The sequence below is a fragment of the Rhodococcus sp. NPDC019647 genome, assembly GCF_044389235.1.
GTDB lineage: Bacteria > Actinomycetota > Actinomycetes > Mycobacteriales > Mycobacteriaceae > Rhodococcus_F > Rhodococcus_F oxybenzonivorans.
The window spans coordinates 452,924-470,298 of sequence record NZ_JBIRXS010000003.1 but is presented as its reverse complement, the minus strand read 5'-3'; the positions used below and the strand labels follow the sequence as shown (position 1 = coordinate 470,298).

Genomic DNA, 17,375 nt, shown 5'->3' with positions numbered 1-17,375 from the left:
GCGCCCCCTGCACGATGAATATCCTGTTGCGACTCGGAAAGCCGACGGTACCTCGAGTGGGGTACCCCTCAGCCCGGTTTCGGCACCGGGGATTCTGTCGCACCCGCGCGCCGACCATGCCACGCTGGCCTCATGACTCGAGCGGTACCGAAGAACATGGCATGGATTCCGGGTGGCACGTTCTGGATGGGATCGGAGGACTTCTATCCCGAGGAGCGCCCGGTCCACCAGGTGACGGTCGACGGGTTCTGGATGGACTCGCACCCGGTAACCGTCGCCGAGTTCCGGCGGTTCGTGAAAGACACCGGTCACGTCACCACCGCCGAGGTCGCCCCCGACCCCGCACAGTACCCGGACGCGGACCCGTCGTTGCTGGTCCCCGGCTCCCTCGTGTTCACCCCGACACCGGGACCGGTGCCGCTCGACGACTACACCCGCTGGTGGTCGTTCACGCCGGGGGCGGACTGGCGTCATCCGGAGGGTCCGGGCAGCAACGTCGGCGGACGTGAACGCCATCCCGTCACCCATGTGTCGTGGTTCGATGCCCGCGCGTACGCGAAGTGGGCAGGCAAAGATCTGCCGACGGAAGCGGAGTGGGAATTCGCGGCGCGAGGCGGACTGGACCGGCAACCGTTCGTGTGGGGTGACGAGCACGAGCCGGGTGGCAGGCCCGGCGGAAATGTCTGGCAGGGCCAGTTCCCCTGGGAGAACCTGCTCGCGGACGGCTTCGCCCGCACGTCGCCGGTGGGTCACTTCCGGCCCAACGGATACGAGCTCAGCGACATGGCCGGCAACGTGTGGGAGTGGACCACCGACCACTTCACCGCTGATCATTCCGCGAGCGGGAAAAATGTCGCGCCGACCAGTTCCTGCTGCATTCCGACCAACCCGCGCGTCGATACCGCGCGCGCCGAGAACCCCGGCGAACCCTATGCGCGGCGAGTGATCAAGGGGGGTTCACACCTCTGCGCACCGAATTACTGCCTCCGTTACCGGCCGTCGGCTCGGCAAGGCGACACCGAGGAGACGTCGACCTGCCACATCGGTTTCCGATGCGTCGTCCGCGAGTGAACGCGGGCCGGACTCACCTGACGGGGATGAAGACAGACCGCGTTCACTGCGGTTGAGTAAGTAAGGTGCGGTCGACCAAGTTGTCAGTGATGCTGGCTCGGGAAGCTCTCGCGGCGCGGACCGAATCGGCCAACGGCTGGATGCAGGGCACTCCTCCGGGCCGCACGGTTCGACGGGTCATAGATGGGCTGATCGAGATCGAACTCGTCGACCGGTCGATGACACTTGCCGCGCGGATCTTCACGTCGGTGCTCCCCGTGATGATTGCGGCCTCGACGTTGAGCAGTTGGCACCTGACCGCCCGCACCATCAAGACCCAGTTCGGTTTCGACCCCGCGGAGTTGTCCTCCACGTCCGGCACCGTGGACACCACGGACCCGTCGTTCGCGGCCTTCGGGGTGGTCGGCCTGCTGATGATCGCGATCAGCGGTACGTCGTTTGCCCGGGCCCTCGCCCGGATCTACGGGAAGATCTGGAACGTCCCGTCGATCAATCTCCGGGACGCCTGGCGGTGGCTGGTGGTCCTGTTCGCCGTTGCGTTGTCGAGTACAGCGATCGGCCTGGCGAGTGAGCTCACGAGCGTCAGGTTCATCGGACCACCGCTCGCAGTCGCCGGGGAGTTCGCGGTGTGGATGGCCGTCTGGACTCTCAGCCCGTACCTGCTGACGATGGGCACCCTCGAGGGCCGCGTGCTCTGGGCCACCGGGGCGTTGACCGCCGCAGCACTGACCACTCTCCACGTCGGCGGACGTATCCTTCTCCCCCGGATCACCGCCTCGGCACAGCATCAATTCGGGTCACTCGGCCTGGTGTTCACCGCGATCAGCTGGCTCTTCGTGATGTCCGTCGTCATCGTGGGAGCAGCGGTGATCACCAAGGCGCTCGCGCTGGACGAGGCCTACATCGGTCGGTACCTCCGCGGGCCCGATGCGGTCGCCTCAGAACGCTCCGCCGAGTCCCTTCCCGAGAACGACGGCTCCCATCACCAGTAGCAGCACGCTCATCACCGCGGCGTTGTTGGCCTGCAGCCAGACCTTCAGGTTGTCGAGGGTGCCGCGCATCTTGTCGGCGGCGACTGCGTAGGCGACCACGGGAACGATCACCGTCGACCCGGCCAGCACGGTGAACACCGCCAGCGCGATCGCCTGCTCACCGCCACTCACACCGGACGAGCCGATCACCACGCCCGCGGAGACACACAGCAGAAGGTTCTTCGGATTGATTGCCGCCAGGACGAATCCGAGTCCGATCGACTTGACGATGTTCAGGTCATCGATTGCCCGCATCCACTTCGGTTGTTCCGCGTCGGCATTGCGACTTCTCCACTGCCGTCCGGCGAGCAGGAGCAGGAGCACGCCGAGGACTATCTTGACCCATGACGTGGTCGCCGACGGACCGTCGGAGTCGGTGGTGCCGATACCGCCGGCGAAGAGCACGACGATGCCGGTAGCCACAAGGATTCCGGCGAGCCACCCCACACCGAAGCCCGCACTCGCACCGCCGGCGCGCTTCGACAACAACATCAGGATGACCGCGATGATCGGGATCGGTGAAATGGCGACACCGACTGCGAGCGGGAGCATTTCTCCGAGAACTGAGCCCATGTCCGAACCCTAGGGTCGGTGAACTCGTGTGCGCCTCGCACTTGCCGGGTGAATCGCACGTGAGTGGCAGAGCGTGCCCTGCCACTCACGTGGGGAGATCACACCAGCAGTTCGGCGATCTGAATGGTGTTGAGCGCGGCACCCTTACGCAGGTTGTCGCCCGACACGAACAGCGCCAGACCGCGGCCCTCGGGGACACCCGGATCCTGGCGGATGCGCCCGACCAGTGACGGATCGCTGCCCGCGGCCTGCAGCGGGGTGGGCACGTCGACGAGCTGCACCCCGGGAGCCTTCGACAGGATCTCCTGCGCGCGTTCCACCGACAGCGGACGCTCGAACTCGGCGTTGATCGACAGCGAATGCCCGGTGACGACGGGGACGCGGACACACGTACCCGACACCAGGAGGTCGGGCAGGCCGAGGATCTTGCGGCTCTCGTTGCGAAGCTTCTGATCCTCGTCCGTCTCACCGCTGCCGTCGTCGACGAGAGAGCCGGCGAGCGGGAGCACGTTGAACGCGATGGGCGCGACGTACTTGTTCGGGGCGGGGAAGTCGACGGCGCTGCCGTCGTGGACCAGCTTCTCCGCATTGTCGATGACGGCGCGCGCCTGGCTCACCAGTTCCTCGACGCCGGCGATACCGCTGCCCGACACCGCCTGGTAGCTGGACACGATGAGTCGCTGCAGTCCGGCCTCGTCGTGCAGCACCTTCAGGACCGGCATCGCGGCCATCGTGGTGCAGTTGGGGTTGGCGATGATGCCCTTCGGCGGGTTCTTCGCCTGCTCCGGGTTGACCTCGCTGACGACCAGGGGAACGTCGGGGTCCTTGCGGAACGCGGACGAGTTGTCGACCACGACGGCGCCTGCAGCGGCGAACCGTGGGGCCTGCTCGCGAGAGAGCGTGGCACCGGCCGAGAAAAGGGCGATGTCGATGCCCTTCAGGTCCTCGTCGGAGGTGGCGGACGCATCTTCGACGACGATTTCCTCGCCGCGGAACGGCAGCTTCCTGCCCGCCGACCGCGCGGAGGCGAAGAACCGCACCGTGTCCGCGGGAAAGTTTCGTTCCTCGAGGAGAGTGCGCATGACGATGCCGACCTGACCGGTGGCACCGACGACAGCGATGGTGGTCATGATTTACCGTCCCGTTCCTGCGTGCACGACAGCTTCTTCGTCGCCGCCGAGTTCGAATGCGTCGTGGATCGCCTTCACAGCCTTGTCCAGATCGGTGTCCTTGACGAGCACCGAGATGCGAATTTCGGACGTGGAGATGAGGTCGATGTTGATCCCCGCCTCTGCGAGCGCCTCACAGAAGGTGGCGGTGACGCCGGGGTGGCTCTTCATGCCGGCTCCGACGAGCGACACCTTGCCAATGTGATCGTCGAAGACGATCTGGGTGAAACCGATCTCGCCCTGCAGCTTGGAGAGCTTCTCGACGGCGCGCGGCCCGTCAGCCGTCGGCAGAGTGAACGTGATGTCCGTCTTCCCGGTCTCGACCTTGGAAATGTTCTGCAGCACCATGTCGATGTTGATCTCCGCGTCGGCGACCGCCCGGAAGATCTGCGCGGCGTAGCCCGGGGTGTCGGGAAGGCCGACGACGGTGACCTTGGACTCGCTGCGGTCGTGCGCGACTCCGGTGAGAATTGCTTCTTCCACGGGGATGTCCTCCATCGATCCGGACACGATGGTGCCCGGCTTGGTCGTGTATGACGAGCGGACGTGCACAGGCACGTTGTAACGGCGGGCGTACTCGACGCAGCGCAGCATCAGCACCTTTGCGCCGCACGCCGCGAGTTCGAGCATCTCCTCGAACGACACCGTCTCGAGACGCTGCGCGTCGGGAACGATGCGCGGGTCCGCGCTGAAAATGCCGTCGACGTCGGTGTAGATCTCGCAGACGTCCGCTTTCAAGGCAGCCGCGAGAGCCACAGCGGTGGTGTCGGAACCGCCGCGCCCGAGCGTCGTCACATCCTTGCTGTCCTGGCTGACGCCCTGGAATCCGGCGACGAGGACGATCGAACCCTCGTCGAGCGCGTCGCGAACGCGACCGGGTGTGACGTCGATGATTTTGGCGTTACCGTGCGCACCGGTGGTGATGACACCTGCCTGCGAGCCCGTGAACGAACGGGCTTCGGCACCGAGCGAATGGATCGCCATCGCGACGAGAGAGTTGGAGATGCGCTCACCGGAGGTCAGCAGCATGTCCATTTCGCGGGCGGGTGGGGCTGGGCACACCTGCTGAGCCAGATCGAGCAGCTCATCGGTGGTGTCCCCCATCGCTGAAACCACGACGACGACATCGTTGCCGGCCTTCTTGGTCTCGACGATCCGTTCAGCCACTCGTCGGATTCGCTCGGCGGTTGCCACCGAGGATCCGCCGTACTTCTGGACGACGAGAGCCACGCGTTTCTACCTCCAGGTCGAAGAATCTGTACTGGTCCAGCTGTCGAGCTTACCGGCGCAGTCCAATGTGATCCCGGGTGAGTCCGTCGGGCCGCCTATCCGAACACCGTGGTCGCGGCCTCCGCGACCCTCGCGACTTCGGTGCAGTTCGGCCCGTGAACAGTGACGACTGCACCTGCGGAACCGAGCCTGCGGGCGAACTGGTCAACCTCGGCTCCGGGCCGCGTGACGTCGATCGGCTCACCCATCGGGCTCGTCCAACGGCACCGGTCGCCGATCGTCTCCGGCTCGGCAGGAACGGGTGGTCGGTTCTCCTTGACCGACGACACGGTGAACGAGACGGTCACCTCACTTCCGGGCACCCGATCCGGGTCGGGAAACAGAACGCAGTCGAACGGCGTCGGCGGTGCGTCCGGATCGACGACCCGTCCGCCGGGGTCGCCCAGCACCTCGAGCACTTCGCACGGGTCGTGGACCGCGAGTGCCACCTGATTCCGGGCCGCGGCGTCACGGGCGGGCAGTCCCAGCCGCATACTGTCGATCGCAGAGTCCAGCACCGCGTCGGCCAGCGGGCAGGCGTCCTCCCCGGCGACGGTTCCGACGCGGACGGTCCCGAATAGAGGGTTCACGCGTTCCTCCAGCGTTCCGAGGTTCAGCTGGAAGACGCGTTCACACGTCCCGCGCGCGAGGTCCGCGCCCGGGCCGCGGTAGACAGTGACCCCGTCCACCGTGTCCGGCCGGGTCAGCGCTGAGTCCGACAGCATCGATGGCAGCAGAGACACGTCCACATAGGTCTTCGCGCCGCCGGGCCTTGCAATCAGCGCCGAACACACCGGCAACTGCACAGCGGATCCGAATTGCTGAACCGTCCCGAACTGCCGCACCACAGCCTCGTCCAGAAGTCCGCACGGATCGGCGGCGCGTAGGGCGTCCTCGACGTCGATGTGACGTTGCTGCCCTGGACTCGACTCGTCCAGCGGAGACGCCCCCGCAGTCCCCGACACGTTGTGCGCACACCCGGACGTGATGACGGCGCACAGGAGCGCCGCGGCAATTCTCTTCACTCGTTCCCCCTCGAAACCGCCCGAACACTACCGGCGGCTCCGCCACCCGTGAGTGGTTGACGAGTCCCTGCACTCGTCAACCACTCACGGGCGCGAAGCGCCTGCGTCGAGCGCGTCCTGCACGGTGGCGTACAGGTTGACGGGTGTCGCATCGGAGCCGGACAGCCGGAGCGTGTCCCGGAACTGTCCGATGTCGTGCGCGACTCGGAGTTCGATTCCCCTGCGTGCGAGCACACTCCGCAATTGTCCGAGCATCTGCGCGGCAGTGACGTCGACAAAAGGTGACGTCCCGGCGTCGAGAACCACCACCCGTGTGTCGTCGGCGCACAGGTCCTCGATGCGGTCCTTGACGTGCTCGGCATTGGCGAAGAACAGTCCCGCCTCCACGCGCACCACCACCACGTGCGGTGCGGTCGGAAGGCCGGGGTGACGCTCCGCGTCCACCCACAGCGATCCTTCCTTCGCCAGCGCTGCGACGTGGGGACGCGACGCTCGGTAGAGGAGCAGCAGCATGGACACGCCGATTCCTATGACGAGTCCGGGAAGAGTGTCGAACAGGAGCACCCCGACCATCGCGGCGAGCGCGGCCGCGAAATCGGCACGCGCGGCGTATCCGTAGATGTTGCCGAGCCTTTCGGTCCACACGCCGTAGAGCCGGCGCAGCGCTCGAATGTCGACGAGCTCGATGACGGCCGCGATCACCACCGCCGACAACGTCGCCTCCGGCAGCTTCTCGAAGAGTCCGATGAGGAACAGCAGCGTGACGATGGTCAACGCGGCCACGACCAGGCCGCTCACCTGCGATTTCGCCCCCGCCCCACCATTCACGGCGGTCTTGGACAAGCTGCCGTTGACCACCATTCCCGAGCAGAGACCGGAGCCGAGATTCGCGGCGCCGAGACCGAACAACTCTCGATTCGGGTCGACCTCGTAGCCCTCTTTCGTCGCATATGTCTTCGCGGCGCCCAGTCCTTCCGCGAACCCGATCAGCAACACACCCACAGCCGGGCCCATCAGATCGAGGAAGTCGTCGAATCCGACGCCTTCCGGTAACCCGAGCGTCGGCAGACCGGAATCAATGGGTCCGACGATGTCGACGCCCTTGCCATCCAGGTCGAACAGCGAGACCGCGGCGATTCCGAGAAGGACGACGAGCAGCGAGCCGGGGACGACCGGCACCCAGCGCCTGAGCCCCAGCACCACGGCGAGACTGAGCCCGCCGACGACGAGGGTGCCCCAGTCGGTGTCCCCGAGGTGAGCGATCACCCCCCAGGCCTGTTCGAAGAAGTTGCCCGTCGTCTTCTCGATCCCGAAGATCGCCGGCACCTGCCCGATGATGATGGTGAGGGCGAGACCGACTATGAAGCCTTTGAGCACGGGTTCGGAGATGAATGACGCGATGAAGCCGAGACGGAGCAGGGCGGCGAGCAGTCCCGTGACTCCGGTCGCGATCGCCAGGACGGCCGACAGTGCTGCATATTTCCCGCCGTCGGCGGCGGCGACGGGTGCGACGATGGCCGCAGACAGCGCGGCTGTCGCAGACATCGGCCCCACCACCAGGTGCCGCGAACTACCCGCCGCCGCATAGAGAATTAGCGCGGGGACCGCCGCATACAGGCCGACGACGGGCGGCACACCCGCGATGGTCGCGTAGGCCAGGGCCTCGGGGACCAGAACAGCCCAGACGGTCAGGCCCGCGAGCACATCGGGCCTGACCCATCCCTTTCGATACTCCCGCAGTGAGCCGAAAACCGGCCAAGCGCCCGCCCGGGGACTCACCACTCCCTCGTCCTAGTACGTGGCGGTGTCGTACTTGCTGGTGTCCCAGGTGGTGACTGCCCAGATCACGACCACGTCGAGGGCGATGATGAGAATCGACCACAGCGGGTAGTAGGGAAGCCACAGGAAGTTCGCGAGGATGGACAGTGCGGCAATACAGACGGCCACAATTCGCGCCCAGGTGGCGCCCGTCATCAGACCTACGGCACTGGCGATCAGGACGAGGCCCAGAACGATGTGAATCCACCCCCACGTGGTGGTGTCGAACTGATAGGTGTATTCGACGCCGATGACCAGCAGGTCGTCGGAAGCGACTGCGGCAATTCCCTGGAAGAACGAAATTACCCCGACTGTCAGCAGCAGAATCGCCGCTGCCAGGGACGTTCCTGCTGCAAAACCCTGCTTTACAGGGCTGTTCGTTCTGGACTCGGGATTGGTCGTCATGTCCATGCCCTTCTCGAAAGTGTGTTTGCGAACAAGTGAATGGTCCGGCCTCGTTCGGCCGTGGACATCATCCGCGCCGGGTGATCCTCATCTGCAACGGATGATGTGCGTCGGCGCACCGAATGCGAGAGTCGATGCGGCCGACCTTTGCGAAGGGGACACGAGATGACGGAACCTCAGGACCGGTCCGGTAAACCGGCAGACACCCAATGGTCGATGCCGCGTGGTCTGATCGTCATTCTCGGGCTGGCCGCGCTCGTCGTCACCGTGGCGGGGATCCAGGTGGCTGCGTCGATCGTCGGCCCCATCTTCCTCGCTCTCATGCTGACCGTCGCAGTCCACCCGCTGCCCGTATGGCTCTACAGAAAGGGTGTCCCGGGTTGGCTCGCGACAATCGCGGCGATCGTGGTGGTCAACAGCATTCTTCTCGTCCTCGTGCTGTCGTTGGCCTTGTCCGTCGCGCGACTCGCCACGCTCCTACCGGAATACGCGGACGACTTCACCGGCCTGATCGATGACGCCCAGAGTTTCCTGAACAGCAACGGGGTGAACTCCACCGACGCTCAGACGCTGCTGTCCCAGGTGGACTACGGCAAGGTCTTCGGACTGGTCGAGGGAATTCTGCAGGCGATGCTGGGTGTCTTCTCGAACCTGCTGTTCGTCCTCGCACTCCTGCTGTTCATGGCCGTCGACGGCAGCTCCTACGGTTCGCGGATGTCCATCGTCACGCAGATGCGCCCCGACATCGCTACCGCCCTCACCGCCTTCTCGGCCGGTACGCGCAAGTATCTGATCGTGTCCACGGTGTTCGGATTGATCGTCGCGGTCATCGACACCGCGGCGCTGTGGGCGTTGGGGATTCCGCTGCCGATCCTGTGGGGACTGCTGTCGTTCATCACCAACTACGTCCCGAACGTCGGCTTCGTCCTCGGGCTCGTTCCACCGGCTCTGCTCGCGTTGCTCGAGGGCGGTCCGGGACTGATGCTGACGGTCATCGTCGTGTACAGCGTCATCAACGTCATCATCCAGTCGGTGATCCAACCGAAGTTCGTCGGCGACGCGGTCGGCCTATCCGTGACCTTCACCTTCCTGTCGCTGGTCTTCTGGACGTGGATACTCGGTCCTCTGGGCGCGATTCTCGCGATTCCGTTGACACTGATGGCGAAGGCGCTGCTGATCGATATCGACCCGTCCACGAGGTGGGTGAACACAATTCTCAGCGACGCTCCCCCGCCCCCGGAACCGGCCGCATAGGCCCTTCGGGCTCGTGCGCCTTTCTGGTAGCTGGGGCAACCAGAAAGGCGCACGAGCCCGGAGCGCCCTGCCGTTCACCGACACGAACAGCGCTTTCTCGCTAAAATCACCGCACCGGCCCACGGCGTCGGAGATTGGCGTTTGTCGAAGGTCGTTTCTCGGTGCAGCGAGAATTGGGGGTCGGCGTGACGGCAGTACATTTCGGCGAGTTTCATTCGAGTATCCGAATACCTTCGGATGCGGTGGGCCGAACGGTCACCCGCACCAGATTGCACAATCTCCTTACCGATGCGCTGACCAGCGAAGATCACCCCTATCCTGTCGTTCTCGTGTGCGCGCCCGCCGGGTCGGGCAAGACCCGGCTGGCCGCCGACTGGGCATCCGAAGTTCTGGCGGGCGTGGATTCACCGACCATCGCCTGGATCACGATCGAAGAACGCTACAACGACATCGGCGTCATCCACCGCGCCATTCTGCGGGCACTGAACGAAACCGGAAATCCTCGGCTGCGTGCGTTGTGTGACCGCCTCGACCCCGATTCCCCCGACCTCGGTGCGCACATGTCCGCGGATCTGGGTGAACTCGGGGAGAACCTTTGGATGGTGATCGACGACGCTCATCTGCTCCTCGACACCGGCATACTGAACGACCTCGAGTCGTTCATGCGCTGGCAACCGCCGATGCTCCGGACAATCATTTGCGGACGATTCGAGCCGCCACTCGCGCTGCAGCGACTTCGGCTGGACGGCAAGCTGTTCACCGTCACGGCCCGCGATCTCGCCTTCACCGCCGAGGAGGCTGCCGCGATGCTCACCGAGCACGATGTGCGGCTCGATTCCGGCGACCTCGACGCCCTGATGGAGCGCACCGAGGGTTGGGCAGCCGGAATCCGTTTGGCAGGAATGTCTTTGGAAGGCCATCCCGATCCCAGTCGGTTGATCGCCGAGTTCTCCGGTAATCGACGAGCGGTCGCCGACTATCTCATCGAGGAAGTTCTCGCCGGCCAGACCGACGAGATGCGCGACTTCCTTCTCCGCACCTCCGTGCCCGCGTCGTTCACAACCCACTTCGCGGAGATCCTCACCGGCTGCACCGACGCGCACGACAAGGTGGATTGGCTCGAACACCACAATTTTCTGATCAACCGAATCGACGGCTTCCCGACGGAGTATCGGTACCACCCACTGTTGCGTAGCTATCTGCGAGCGGAGATCAGCCGCGTCGGACACGTCGAGGTGGAGCATCTCGAGCTCACCGCCGCGCACTGGCACGCGGAGTTCGGGGATGAGCTGGTGGCGCTCGAACATGCGGTCAACTCGGGCGACCACGATGCGATTGTCGCGCTGCTCTCCCGGACGTCGCTGTCGCTGATCGTCGGGGGGCATGGTGAGGCGGTCGATCGTCTCCTCACGCGGGCGCCGCGCACCACTCAGGAGCATCCGTCGGCGCGGTTGATCCGCGCGGCGGCGGCGCTGGCCGCGGGCAACGTTCCCGTGGCGCGGTCCACGCTCGACGTTCTCGACCGCACACGGGCAGAGGTCACGATCGACGGAACGGATCCGAGACGGCACCTGCTGCTTCGGGAATCGCTCCGCGTGCAGACCGCCGTTCAGACCGGCGACATCGACGACGCACTTACCCGGCTACGGTCGGTGGGACCGGAATCGACCGGCGAATCCGAACTGGACGCGTTCGTACTTCTTCAGGAAGGCAGGGCCCTACTCTTCCTCGGCCGAACCGAGGAATCGGAGCACGTGCTCGGGAAGGCGCTGGCTCATGCCCGCCTCGCCGACGCGTCGCTCACCGTCATGTACTGCCTCGGCTCTCTCGCGGCCCTCGCCATGTCGAGAGGTGAGGTAGTTCGTGCCGCCGCCCTCGTGAGCGAGTCGCTCAGAATCGGAGCGGAGCAGTCCGCCACGGACAATCCGACGTTCCACCTGGTGCGATTGGTCGATTCATGGTGCCGGTACGTCCGTCTCGACGACGACGCCGCGCGGATCGCCGCCGAATCGGCCGTAGTTCTGCACCGTGAGAACGCCGGGACCGCAAAATTCGCTGACGGCGCAGCGGTGTTGTTCGGACTGGACGGGTCGGACCATCGGCACAGTGCGGTGACCACGCTCCATGCGCACAGCCCTGTGTCGTCGTCGATTCCAGTGCCGCCGGGTATCCGGGCGGTGTTGCTGCCGGCGATCCAGTACGCGTACCTCACCGCCGGCGAGGTCGGGTGGGCCCACGAACTCGCGGCGGACGCGCGGACCCTGATCGGATCGACCGGTGACACGGCGGTCCTCGACGCCATCGTTCACGTCCACGCCCACCGTCTCGATCAGGCCCGCAAAACCTTGCAACCCGTGCTGGACGGCTCCGTGGTGTGCGCGGCGGGCACCAATTTGATTGCGGCATGGCTGGTCGACACGGCAATAGCGCTTGCCCGCAAGCATGATTCGCGGGCGCACGGTGCCCTCACCGAGGCGCTCCGCCTGGCCGAGCCCGATTCGGTGCTGCGTCCGTTCCACGACTGCGGACCGCAGATCCGAGAATTACTGATCCGGAGCACCGGGCGGTTCGGGGTGCTCGAGACATTCGCGGAGCGGCTGCGCGCGTCGTTTCCACGGTCCGGAACCGCGGCATCCGACATGCTGACTCCCCGCGAACTGGAACTGCTCGTGGAGCTTCCGTCGTGGCGCACGGCGGAGCAGATCGCCACCGACCTATGCGTGTCCGTGAACACCGTGAAGACGCACCTGCGCGGGATCTACCGCAAATTGGGGGTCACCTCCCGACGTGACGCCATCGCGGCGGCGCAACAGGCCGGCTTGCTCTGAGCGCGATTCACCACTTGCGGGTGAGGCGCGCTGCTGTCTTTCGAGTCACCCTGTATTCACTGGCTGACCGCTTGTCGAAGGACTGCACATCCGCGAATGAAGGAGCCGCCGTGGAGCAATCGACCTGGCCCGACAACGTCAGGTACGCCTTCCTGATCAGCGGCACCTTGTCCGAGCGGGTTATCGCGGCTTTCCCCGAATTGGACGTTTCGGGTGTGACAACCGGTGACACCACGCTGTACGGCCGGGTCGACAGCCCGACGGACCTGCGGGGGATGCTGGCCCGTTTCGACGCGCTGGGATTGACCGTCATCGAGATGCGTCGGCTACCGGACTGAGCCGGGGTCGGGGTTCAATGGGTGGAGGGACCCGGGAGGCGGTGAAGCCGGTGTGAGTGGCGAGTTCGAACCGGGCACGGTGTTTGCCGGCTACGTGATCGAACGGGTTCTGGGACGAGGCGGCATGGGCACCGTGTACCTCGCTCAGCATCCGAACCTGCCACGCAAGGTCGCCCTCAAATTGCTGGACTCGGTGTGGGCGAGCGACGAGTACGTCCGCTCACGCTTCGAGTCGGAGGCCGACCACGCCGCGAAGCTCGAACACCCGAACATCGTGACGATCCACGACCGCGGCCGGGAGCGTGGCCGGTTGTGGATCGCGATGCAGTACGTTCCCGGCGTCGACGCGCGGAAAGCCCTCGTGTCCGGCGGACTGGATGTCGCGCGGGCGATGCGCATCGTGTCCGAGACCGGGAACGCCCTGGACCATGCACACAGGGCCGGGATTTTGCATCGCGATGTGAAGCCCGCCAACATCCTGCTGGCCGAAGGTGATCCCGAACGGATCCTGCTGGCTGATTTCGGCACCGCGAAGGCGCTGGACGAAACACATCAGCTGACCCGGACGGGGATGCTCGTCGCGACGTTGCATTACGCCGCACCCGAGCAGATCGAGGGTGCGTCACTCGATCGCCGGGTCGACATCTACGCGCTGGGATGCACGTTCTTCCACCTTCTGACCAACGAACCGCCGTATCCGGGCACCACGGCCTCCGCGGTGATGCACGGTCATCTGAACGGTCCGATCCCGAAGCCGAGCAGGGTGCGGCCGGATCTGCCCGCCGGATTCGACGATGTCGTCGCGCGGGCCATGGCCAAGGACCGTGACGACCGGTATTCGAGTTGCCGTGAGTTCAGCGACGCGATCGACGCCGCATCACGCAGCGCACCCGCCCTCGCCCCCAGCCCATCCCGGCCCGTCGATCCCGCGGCAACCACCCATGTCAGCGGCGGGACTCTCACCGAGACCGTCCCGGCGCCGCGGCGCCGGCCGTGGTGGCGCACACCGGTGGCGGTGACCGCGGCCCTGACCGGCGCCGTGATCCTGGCCGGTGTCGCCTTCTTCGCATGGCCGGACGAACAGCCGACAAGCGAGCAGGTGGTCCTTCCGATCACCGGCCTGGCGAGTCCTGCGGGACTCGCGGTCAGCGACGCCGGGGACCTCTACATCGCGGACAGCTCGGCCAAGCAGGTTGTGCGGGTGCACGCCGGCTCAGGACAGCAGACCGTCCTCCCGTTCACCGGACTCGCGGTGCCGCAGGGCGTGGCCGTCAGTGCTTCCGGTGACGTGTACGTCTCCGATCTGGTGACCAACACGGTGACACTGCTGCACGACGACACCGCGTTGCCACTGCCGTTCACCGGTTTGAACCAGCCGTTCGGCGTCGCGGTGGGGCCGGACGGAACCGTGTACGTCGCCGACACGCTGAACAACCGGGTGGTGTCCCTGCACGACGTCACGGCGACCCCCGTCGACGTACCGCTGACGGTGATCGGCCCGTTCACCGTGGCCGTCGACAAGCAGGGTGACCTCTATGTGGGCACCCCGAACAAGGTTCTGGCGTGGAACGCGGCCACCCGCGCGCAGAGCTTTCTGCCCCTCACCGACCTGCAGAGCGTGGGCGGGGTGGCCGTCGACGACAACGGGACGGTGTACGCCATCGACCAGAACCACCACCGCGTGCTGCGACTTCGGGCCGGCTCGGACGAACAGGAAGTTCTGCCGTTCACCGGACTCAGCGAACCCGAGGGCATCGCCGTGTCGAACCGTGGCGACGTCTATGTCGCGGATACCGACAACGGCCGGGTGCTCATGCTTCCGGCCGGTAACTGAGGCCGAACAGCGTCAGGCGTGGCGCTGCAGATCGAACGGCGTCAGGCGTGGCGTGCCAGATCGAGGCCGAACGATTCTGCGACGGCGTCGTCCACCCGGCCCTGGTGGTTGGCGAGGAGTTCTTCGCGTTCGTGCGCGGCGAGCCCACCCCAGATTCCATACGGTTCGCCCACCCTGAGTGCATGCTCGCGGCACTCGACCAGCACGGGACAGCCTCGGCAGGTCTGTTTGGCGCGGAAGTCCCGCAGTTCGCGTGCCCGGCCGCGTTCGCGGTCGGGGTGGAAGAAGTGTGACGATTCGTAGCCGCGGCAGGCGGCGTCTCGTTGCCAGTCCCACACTTCGGCGACCGGAACGGGAAGACTCAGCCGATTGGACATTGCACTCCTCCAGATACTTGTGAGCCGTCATGAGCGAGCCCTAGCAGGTGCTCGCGAGCCAGGTCGGCGGCGCCGACGATGCCGACGTTCGCGCCGAGTTCGGCCAGCCGGACTTCGGCGACCGGCCGGTGTGCGCGTCCGGTGAGGCGGTTCTCGAACGCGGCGGCGGCAGGGGCCCGAAGCAGTTCGCCCGCTTCACACACCCCTCCGCCGATGATGAAGAGGTCGGGATCGAAGAACGCGGCGATGTCCGCCATGCCGTGTCCGAGCCAGGAACCGATCTCCCGAAAACACTCGAGCGCCGCTGCGTCGCCGTGCTGTGCTGCGGCGGTCACGTGGTGTCCGGTGATGGCCTCGGCGCGTCCACCTGCGCGGGCCAGGAGTTCCGCGGCGAATGCGGGCGAGACCACCGCGAGGTCCTGCGCCTTCCGCACGAGCGCGCGTCCGCTGGCGTAGCGCTCCCAGCATCCGTTGTTCCCACAACCGCAGCGGCGGCCGTGCGGTTCGACATTGAGGTGACCGAATTCCGCAGCCACTCCGAAGCGCCCGCGCTGCAGAACGCCGTCCACGACGATGCCACCGCCGATTCCGGTTCCGACCGTGAGCACGACAACGGTGTGACCGGTGCGTCCGGCCCCGAATCGCGCCTCGCCCCAGGCTGCGGCGTTGGCGTCGTTCTCGACGATGGTCGGCAGTCCGCAGGAGGCCTGGACGACTTCACCCAGAGGCTCGTTGCGCCAGGCGAGGTTCGGGGCGAAGAGCACGGTGCTGAGGTCGGCAGCCACGAAACCGGCTGCGCCGATACCGACCGCCTGCACGGGATACGTGGCCGCCAATTCACGCACGAGCTCGGCGATGGCGTTCTCGACCTCCCGCGCATCGTGGGACGGGGTGTGCCGGCGCTCCATCCGATGGATGACTCCGTCGCCGTCCACGACTCCGGCCGCGATTTTGGTGCCACCCACGTCGATGCCGATCGTCAGAGCCATGGTTTTTGTCCTCCATACGAGTGAGCGGTGTCACGCTGACAGTAGAGGAACTTAAGACCGACATCAATACATACTTCCGTCTTTTTACGAACAAAGCTGGTCTGGCCCGACTTCCGCGGTGTGCTACGAGGTGGCACCATTCATCCGTGACCTTCGCCCATCGTCTGCGTCCGCGCCTCGTCCAGGAGCGCGAGTCGGTTTCGACGCTCGAGCTGTTCTTCGACCTCGTGTTCGTCTTTGCGATCACGGGCGTCACCGGTTTCATGGCGGACGACCCCACCGGGGTCAATCTGCTGCGTGGCTCGCTGGTGATCGCCGTTCTGTGGTGGAGCTGGGTGGGATACGCGTGGATCTGCAACCTCGTGCGCGCCGACGAAGGAGTCGTGCGGGTGGTGATGTTCGGTGCGATGGGTGGCGTCTTCATCACCGCGCTGACCATCCCCGAAGCATTCGACGATCTGGCCGGTGGACTCGACGGCCCAGTCGTCTTCGCCCTCGGCTACTTCGTGGTGCGGTCCCTACATCTGCTGATGTTCTGGGTGATCAGCCGCGACGATCCGCAGCTGCGCGGCCAGGTTCTCCGGTTCACGCCGAGCATGTTGATCGGCACGACCTTTCTCTTGATCGCCTCCCAGCTCACCGGAAACGCACAGACCGTGATGTGGTTCCTGGCCCTCGCCGGTGACTACATCGGCACCCTCATCGGGGGGACCGGGTGGCGGCTGCGATCGGTCACCCATTTCGCGGAGCGGCACGGACTCATCATCATCGTCGCCCTGGGTGAGTCGATCGTGTCCATCGGCATCGGCGTCGCGGACCTCCCGATCTCCTGGGCCATCATCGTGGCGTCGCTGCTCGGCCTCGCGGTGTCGGGGCTGCTGTGGTGGTCGTATTTCGACGTGGCGTCCCTGGCCGTGGAGCACGCCTTCGAAAGGGCGACGGGTGCCCGTCAGATCCGGATCGCCCGCAACTGCTACAGCTTCCTGCATCTTCCGATGGTGATCGGTGTCGTGATGCTGTCGCTGGGACTGAAGAAGATCCTGTCGTATGTCGGCGACGGTAACGATCACCGGCTGACAGATCCTCTGTACGGCTGGCCGCTGATCGCACTGTTCGGTGGCGCCGCGCTCTACCTGCTCGCACTGGTGTGGTTCAAGGCGTACGCCACCGGGTCCGTGACGGTGCCCCGGGTGGTGGCGGCGGTCATCCTGCTCGCACTGATCCCGCTCGTCTGGCACGTTCCGGCCCTCGCGACGCTGGGGATTCTCACCGCGGTCCTCCTCGCGCTGATCGGTTTCGAAACGATCCGCTACGACGAGCCCCGCGACCAGATTCGTCACGCCCACCCGTGAGCACTTGTTAACACTCCGCGGTGGATATGTACGCACGGGCTG

15 protein-coding genes are annotated in these 17,375 nt (G+C 65.7%); 7 read left to right on the top strand and 8 right to left on the bottom strand.

The window, feature by feature from the left end:
* Positions 1-132: 132 nt before the first annotated feature.
* On the top strand, positions 133-1,071 hold the full coding sequence (locus ACH49N_RS09810; protein WP_358271498.1) for a formylglycine-generating enzyme family protein: 939 nt from the start codon (positions 133-135) through the stop codon (positions 1,069-1,071).
* An 86-nt stretch (positions 1,072-1,157) separates the two neighbouring features.
* Positions 1,158-2,063, top strand: coding sequence for a hypothetical protein (locus tag ACH49N_RS09805; RefSeq protein ID WP_317745710.1), 906 nt, complete (start codon positions 1,158-1,160; stop codon positions 2,061-2,063).
* Here the strand turns inward: ACH49N_RS09805 and ACH49N_RS09800 are convergent.
* The 6 genes from ACH49N_RS09800 to ACH49N_RS09775 all read right to left on the bottom strand — a co-directional run bounded on the left by ACH49N_RS09800 (position 2,010) and on the right by ACH49N_RS09775 (position 8,367).
* Positions 2,010-2,675: a GAP family protein gene (locus tag ACH49N_RS09800; protein ID WP_358271500.1), complete on the bottom strand. Its 666-nt coding sequence runs from the start codon at positions 2,673-2,675 to the stop codon at positions 2,010-2,012. The two genes, ACH49N_RS09805 and ACH49N_RS09800, sit on opposite strands and share 54 nt — an antisense overlap.
* Before the next feature lie 98 nt (positions 2,676-2,773).
* Positions 2,774-3,805 (bottom strand): aspartate-semialdehyde dehydrogenase, encoded by a 1,032-nt coding sequence (locus tag ACH49N_RS09795; RefSeq protein WP_358271502.1) that lies wholly within the window; start codon positions 3,803-3,805, stop codon positions 2,774-2,776.
* A gap of 3 nt (positions 3,806-3,808) precedes the next feature.
* The gene (locus ACH49N_RS09790) at positions 3,809-5,074 is read right to left on the bottom strand and encodes an aspartate kinase (RefSeq protein ID WP_159918953.1); all 1,266 of its coding nucleotides are present in this window, start codon (positions 5,072-5,074) and stop codon (positions 3,809-3,811) included.
* Between the two features lie 95 nt (positions 5,075-5,169).
* Positions 5,170-6,138 carry a hypothetical protein gene (locus ACH49N_RS09785; protein WP_358271504.1) on the bottom strand — a complete coding sequence of 323 codons (969 nt, stop codon included), beginning with the start codon at positions 6,136-6,138 and terminating at the stop codon, positions 5,170-5,172.
* Positions 6,139-6,222: 84 nt separating this feature from the next.
* Positions 6,223-7,920 (bottom strand): SulP family inorganic anion transporter, encoded by a 1,698-nt coding sequence (locus ACH49N_RS09780; RefSeq protein WP_358271506.1) that lies wholly within the window; start codon positions 7,918-7,920, stop codon positions 6,223-6,225.
* Positions 7,921-7,929: 9 nt separating this feature from the next.
* Positions 7,930-8,367: a hypothetical protein gene (locus tag ACH49N_RS09775; protein ID WP_159918950.1), complete on the bottom strand. Its 438-nt coding sequence runs from the start codon at positions 8,365-8,367 to the stop codon at positions 7,930-7,932.
* 159 nt (positions 8,368-8,526) lie between these two features.
* Between ACH49N_RS09775 and ACH49N_RS09770 the strand changes: the two genes are divergently transcribed.
* The 4 genes from ACH49N_RS09770 (at position 8,527) to ACH49N_RS09755 (ending at position 14,615) form a co-directional block, all read left to right on the top strand.
* Positions 8,527-9,615: an AI-2E family transporter gene (locus ACH49N_RS09770; protein ID WP_159918949.1), complete on the top strand. Its 1,089-nt coding sequence runs from the start codon at positions 8,527-8,529 to the stop codon at positions 9,613-9,615.
* Positions 9,616-9,776: 161 nt separating this feature from the next.
* Entirely contained in the window at positions 9,777-12,443 is a 2,667-nt protein-coding gene (locus tag ACH49N_RS09765) for a LuxR C-terminal-related transcriptional regulator (protein ID WP_358271508.1), read from the top strand.
* Positions 12,444-12,553: 110 nt separating this feature from the next.
* Entirely contained in the window at positions 12,554-12,781 is a 228-nt protein-coding gene (locus tag ACH49N_RS09760) for a hypothetical protein (RefSeq protein ID WP_109326312.1), read from the top strand.
* A gap of 52 nt (positions 12,782-12,833) precedes the next feature.
* Positions 12,834-14,615 (top strand): protein kinase, encoded by a 1,782-nt coding sequence (locus ACH49N_RS09755; RefSeq protein WP_358271510.1) that lies wholly within the window; start codon positions 12,834-12,836, stop codon positions 14,613-14,615.
* A 41-nt stretch (positions 14,616-14,656) separates the two neighbouring features.
* Here ACH49N_RS09755 and ACH49N_RS09750 read toward each other — a convergent pair whose 3' ends face one another.
* Positions 14,657-14,992 (bottom strand): WhiB family transcriptional regulator, encoded by a 336-nt coding sequence (locus tag ACH49N_RS09750; RefSeq protein ID WP_109326306.1) that lies wholly within the window; start codon positions 14,990-14,992, stop codon positions 14,657-14,659.
* The gene (locus ACH49N_RS09745; protein ID WP_358271512.1) at positions 14,977-15,981 is read right to left on the bottom strand and encodes an ROK family glucokinase; all 1,005 of its coding nucleotides are present in this window, start codon (positions 15,979-15,981) and stop codon (positions 14,977-14,979) included. Before ACH49N_RS09745 ends, ACH49N_RS09750 begins: the two co-directional genes overlap by 16 nt.
* Positions 15,982-16,127: 146 nt before the next feature.
* On the opposite strand from ACH49N_RS09745, the gene ACH49N_RS09740 reads away from it, so the two are divergent.
* Positions 16,128-17,333: a low temperature requirement protein A gene (locus tag ACH49N_RS09740; protein WP_358271514.1), complete on the top strand. Its 1,206-nt coding sequence runs from the start codon at positions 16,128-16,130 to the stop codon at positions 17,331-17,333.
* Positions 17,334-17,375 lie beyond the last annotated feature (42 nt).

Excerpts from the sequence above, each read along its gene's own strand:
- ACH49N_RS09775 (WP_159918950.1), bottom strand. The coding sequence starts at position 8,367 with ATGGACATGACGACCAATCCCGAGTCCAGAACGAACAGCCCTGTAAAG.
- ACH49N_RS09810 (WP_358271498.1), top strand. The coding sequence starts at position 133 with ATGACTCGAGCGGTACCGAAGAACATGGCATGGATTCCGGGTGGCACG.
- ACH49N_RS09750 (WP_109326306.1), bottom strand. The coding sequence starts at position 14,992 with ATGTCCAATCGGCTGAGTCTTCCCGTTCCGGTCGCCGAAGTGTGGGAC.
- ACH49N_RS09770 (WP_159918949.1), top strand. The coding sequence starts at position 8,527 with ATGACGGAACCTCAGGACCGGTCCGGTAAACCGGCAGACACCCAATGG.
- ACH49N_RS09800 (WP_358271500.1), bottom strand. The coding sequence starts at position 2,675 with ATGGGCTCAGTTCTCGGAGAAATGCTCCCGCTCGCAGTCGGTGTCGCC.
- ACH49N_RS09795 (WP_358271502.1), bottom strand. The coding sequence starts at position 3,805 with ATGACCACCATCGCTGTCGTCGGTGCCACCGGTCAGGTCGGCATCGTC.
- ACH49N_RS09745 (WP_358271512.1), bottom strand. The coding sequence starts at position 15,981 with ATGGCTCTGACGATCGGCATCGACGTGGGTGGCACCAAAATCGCGGCC.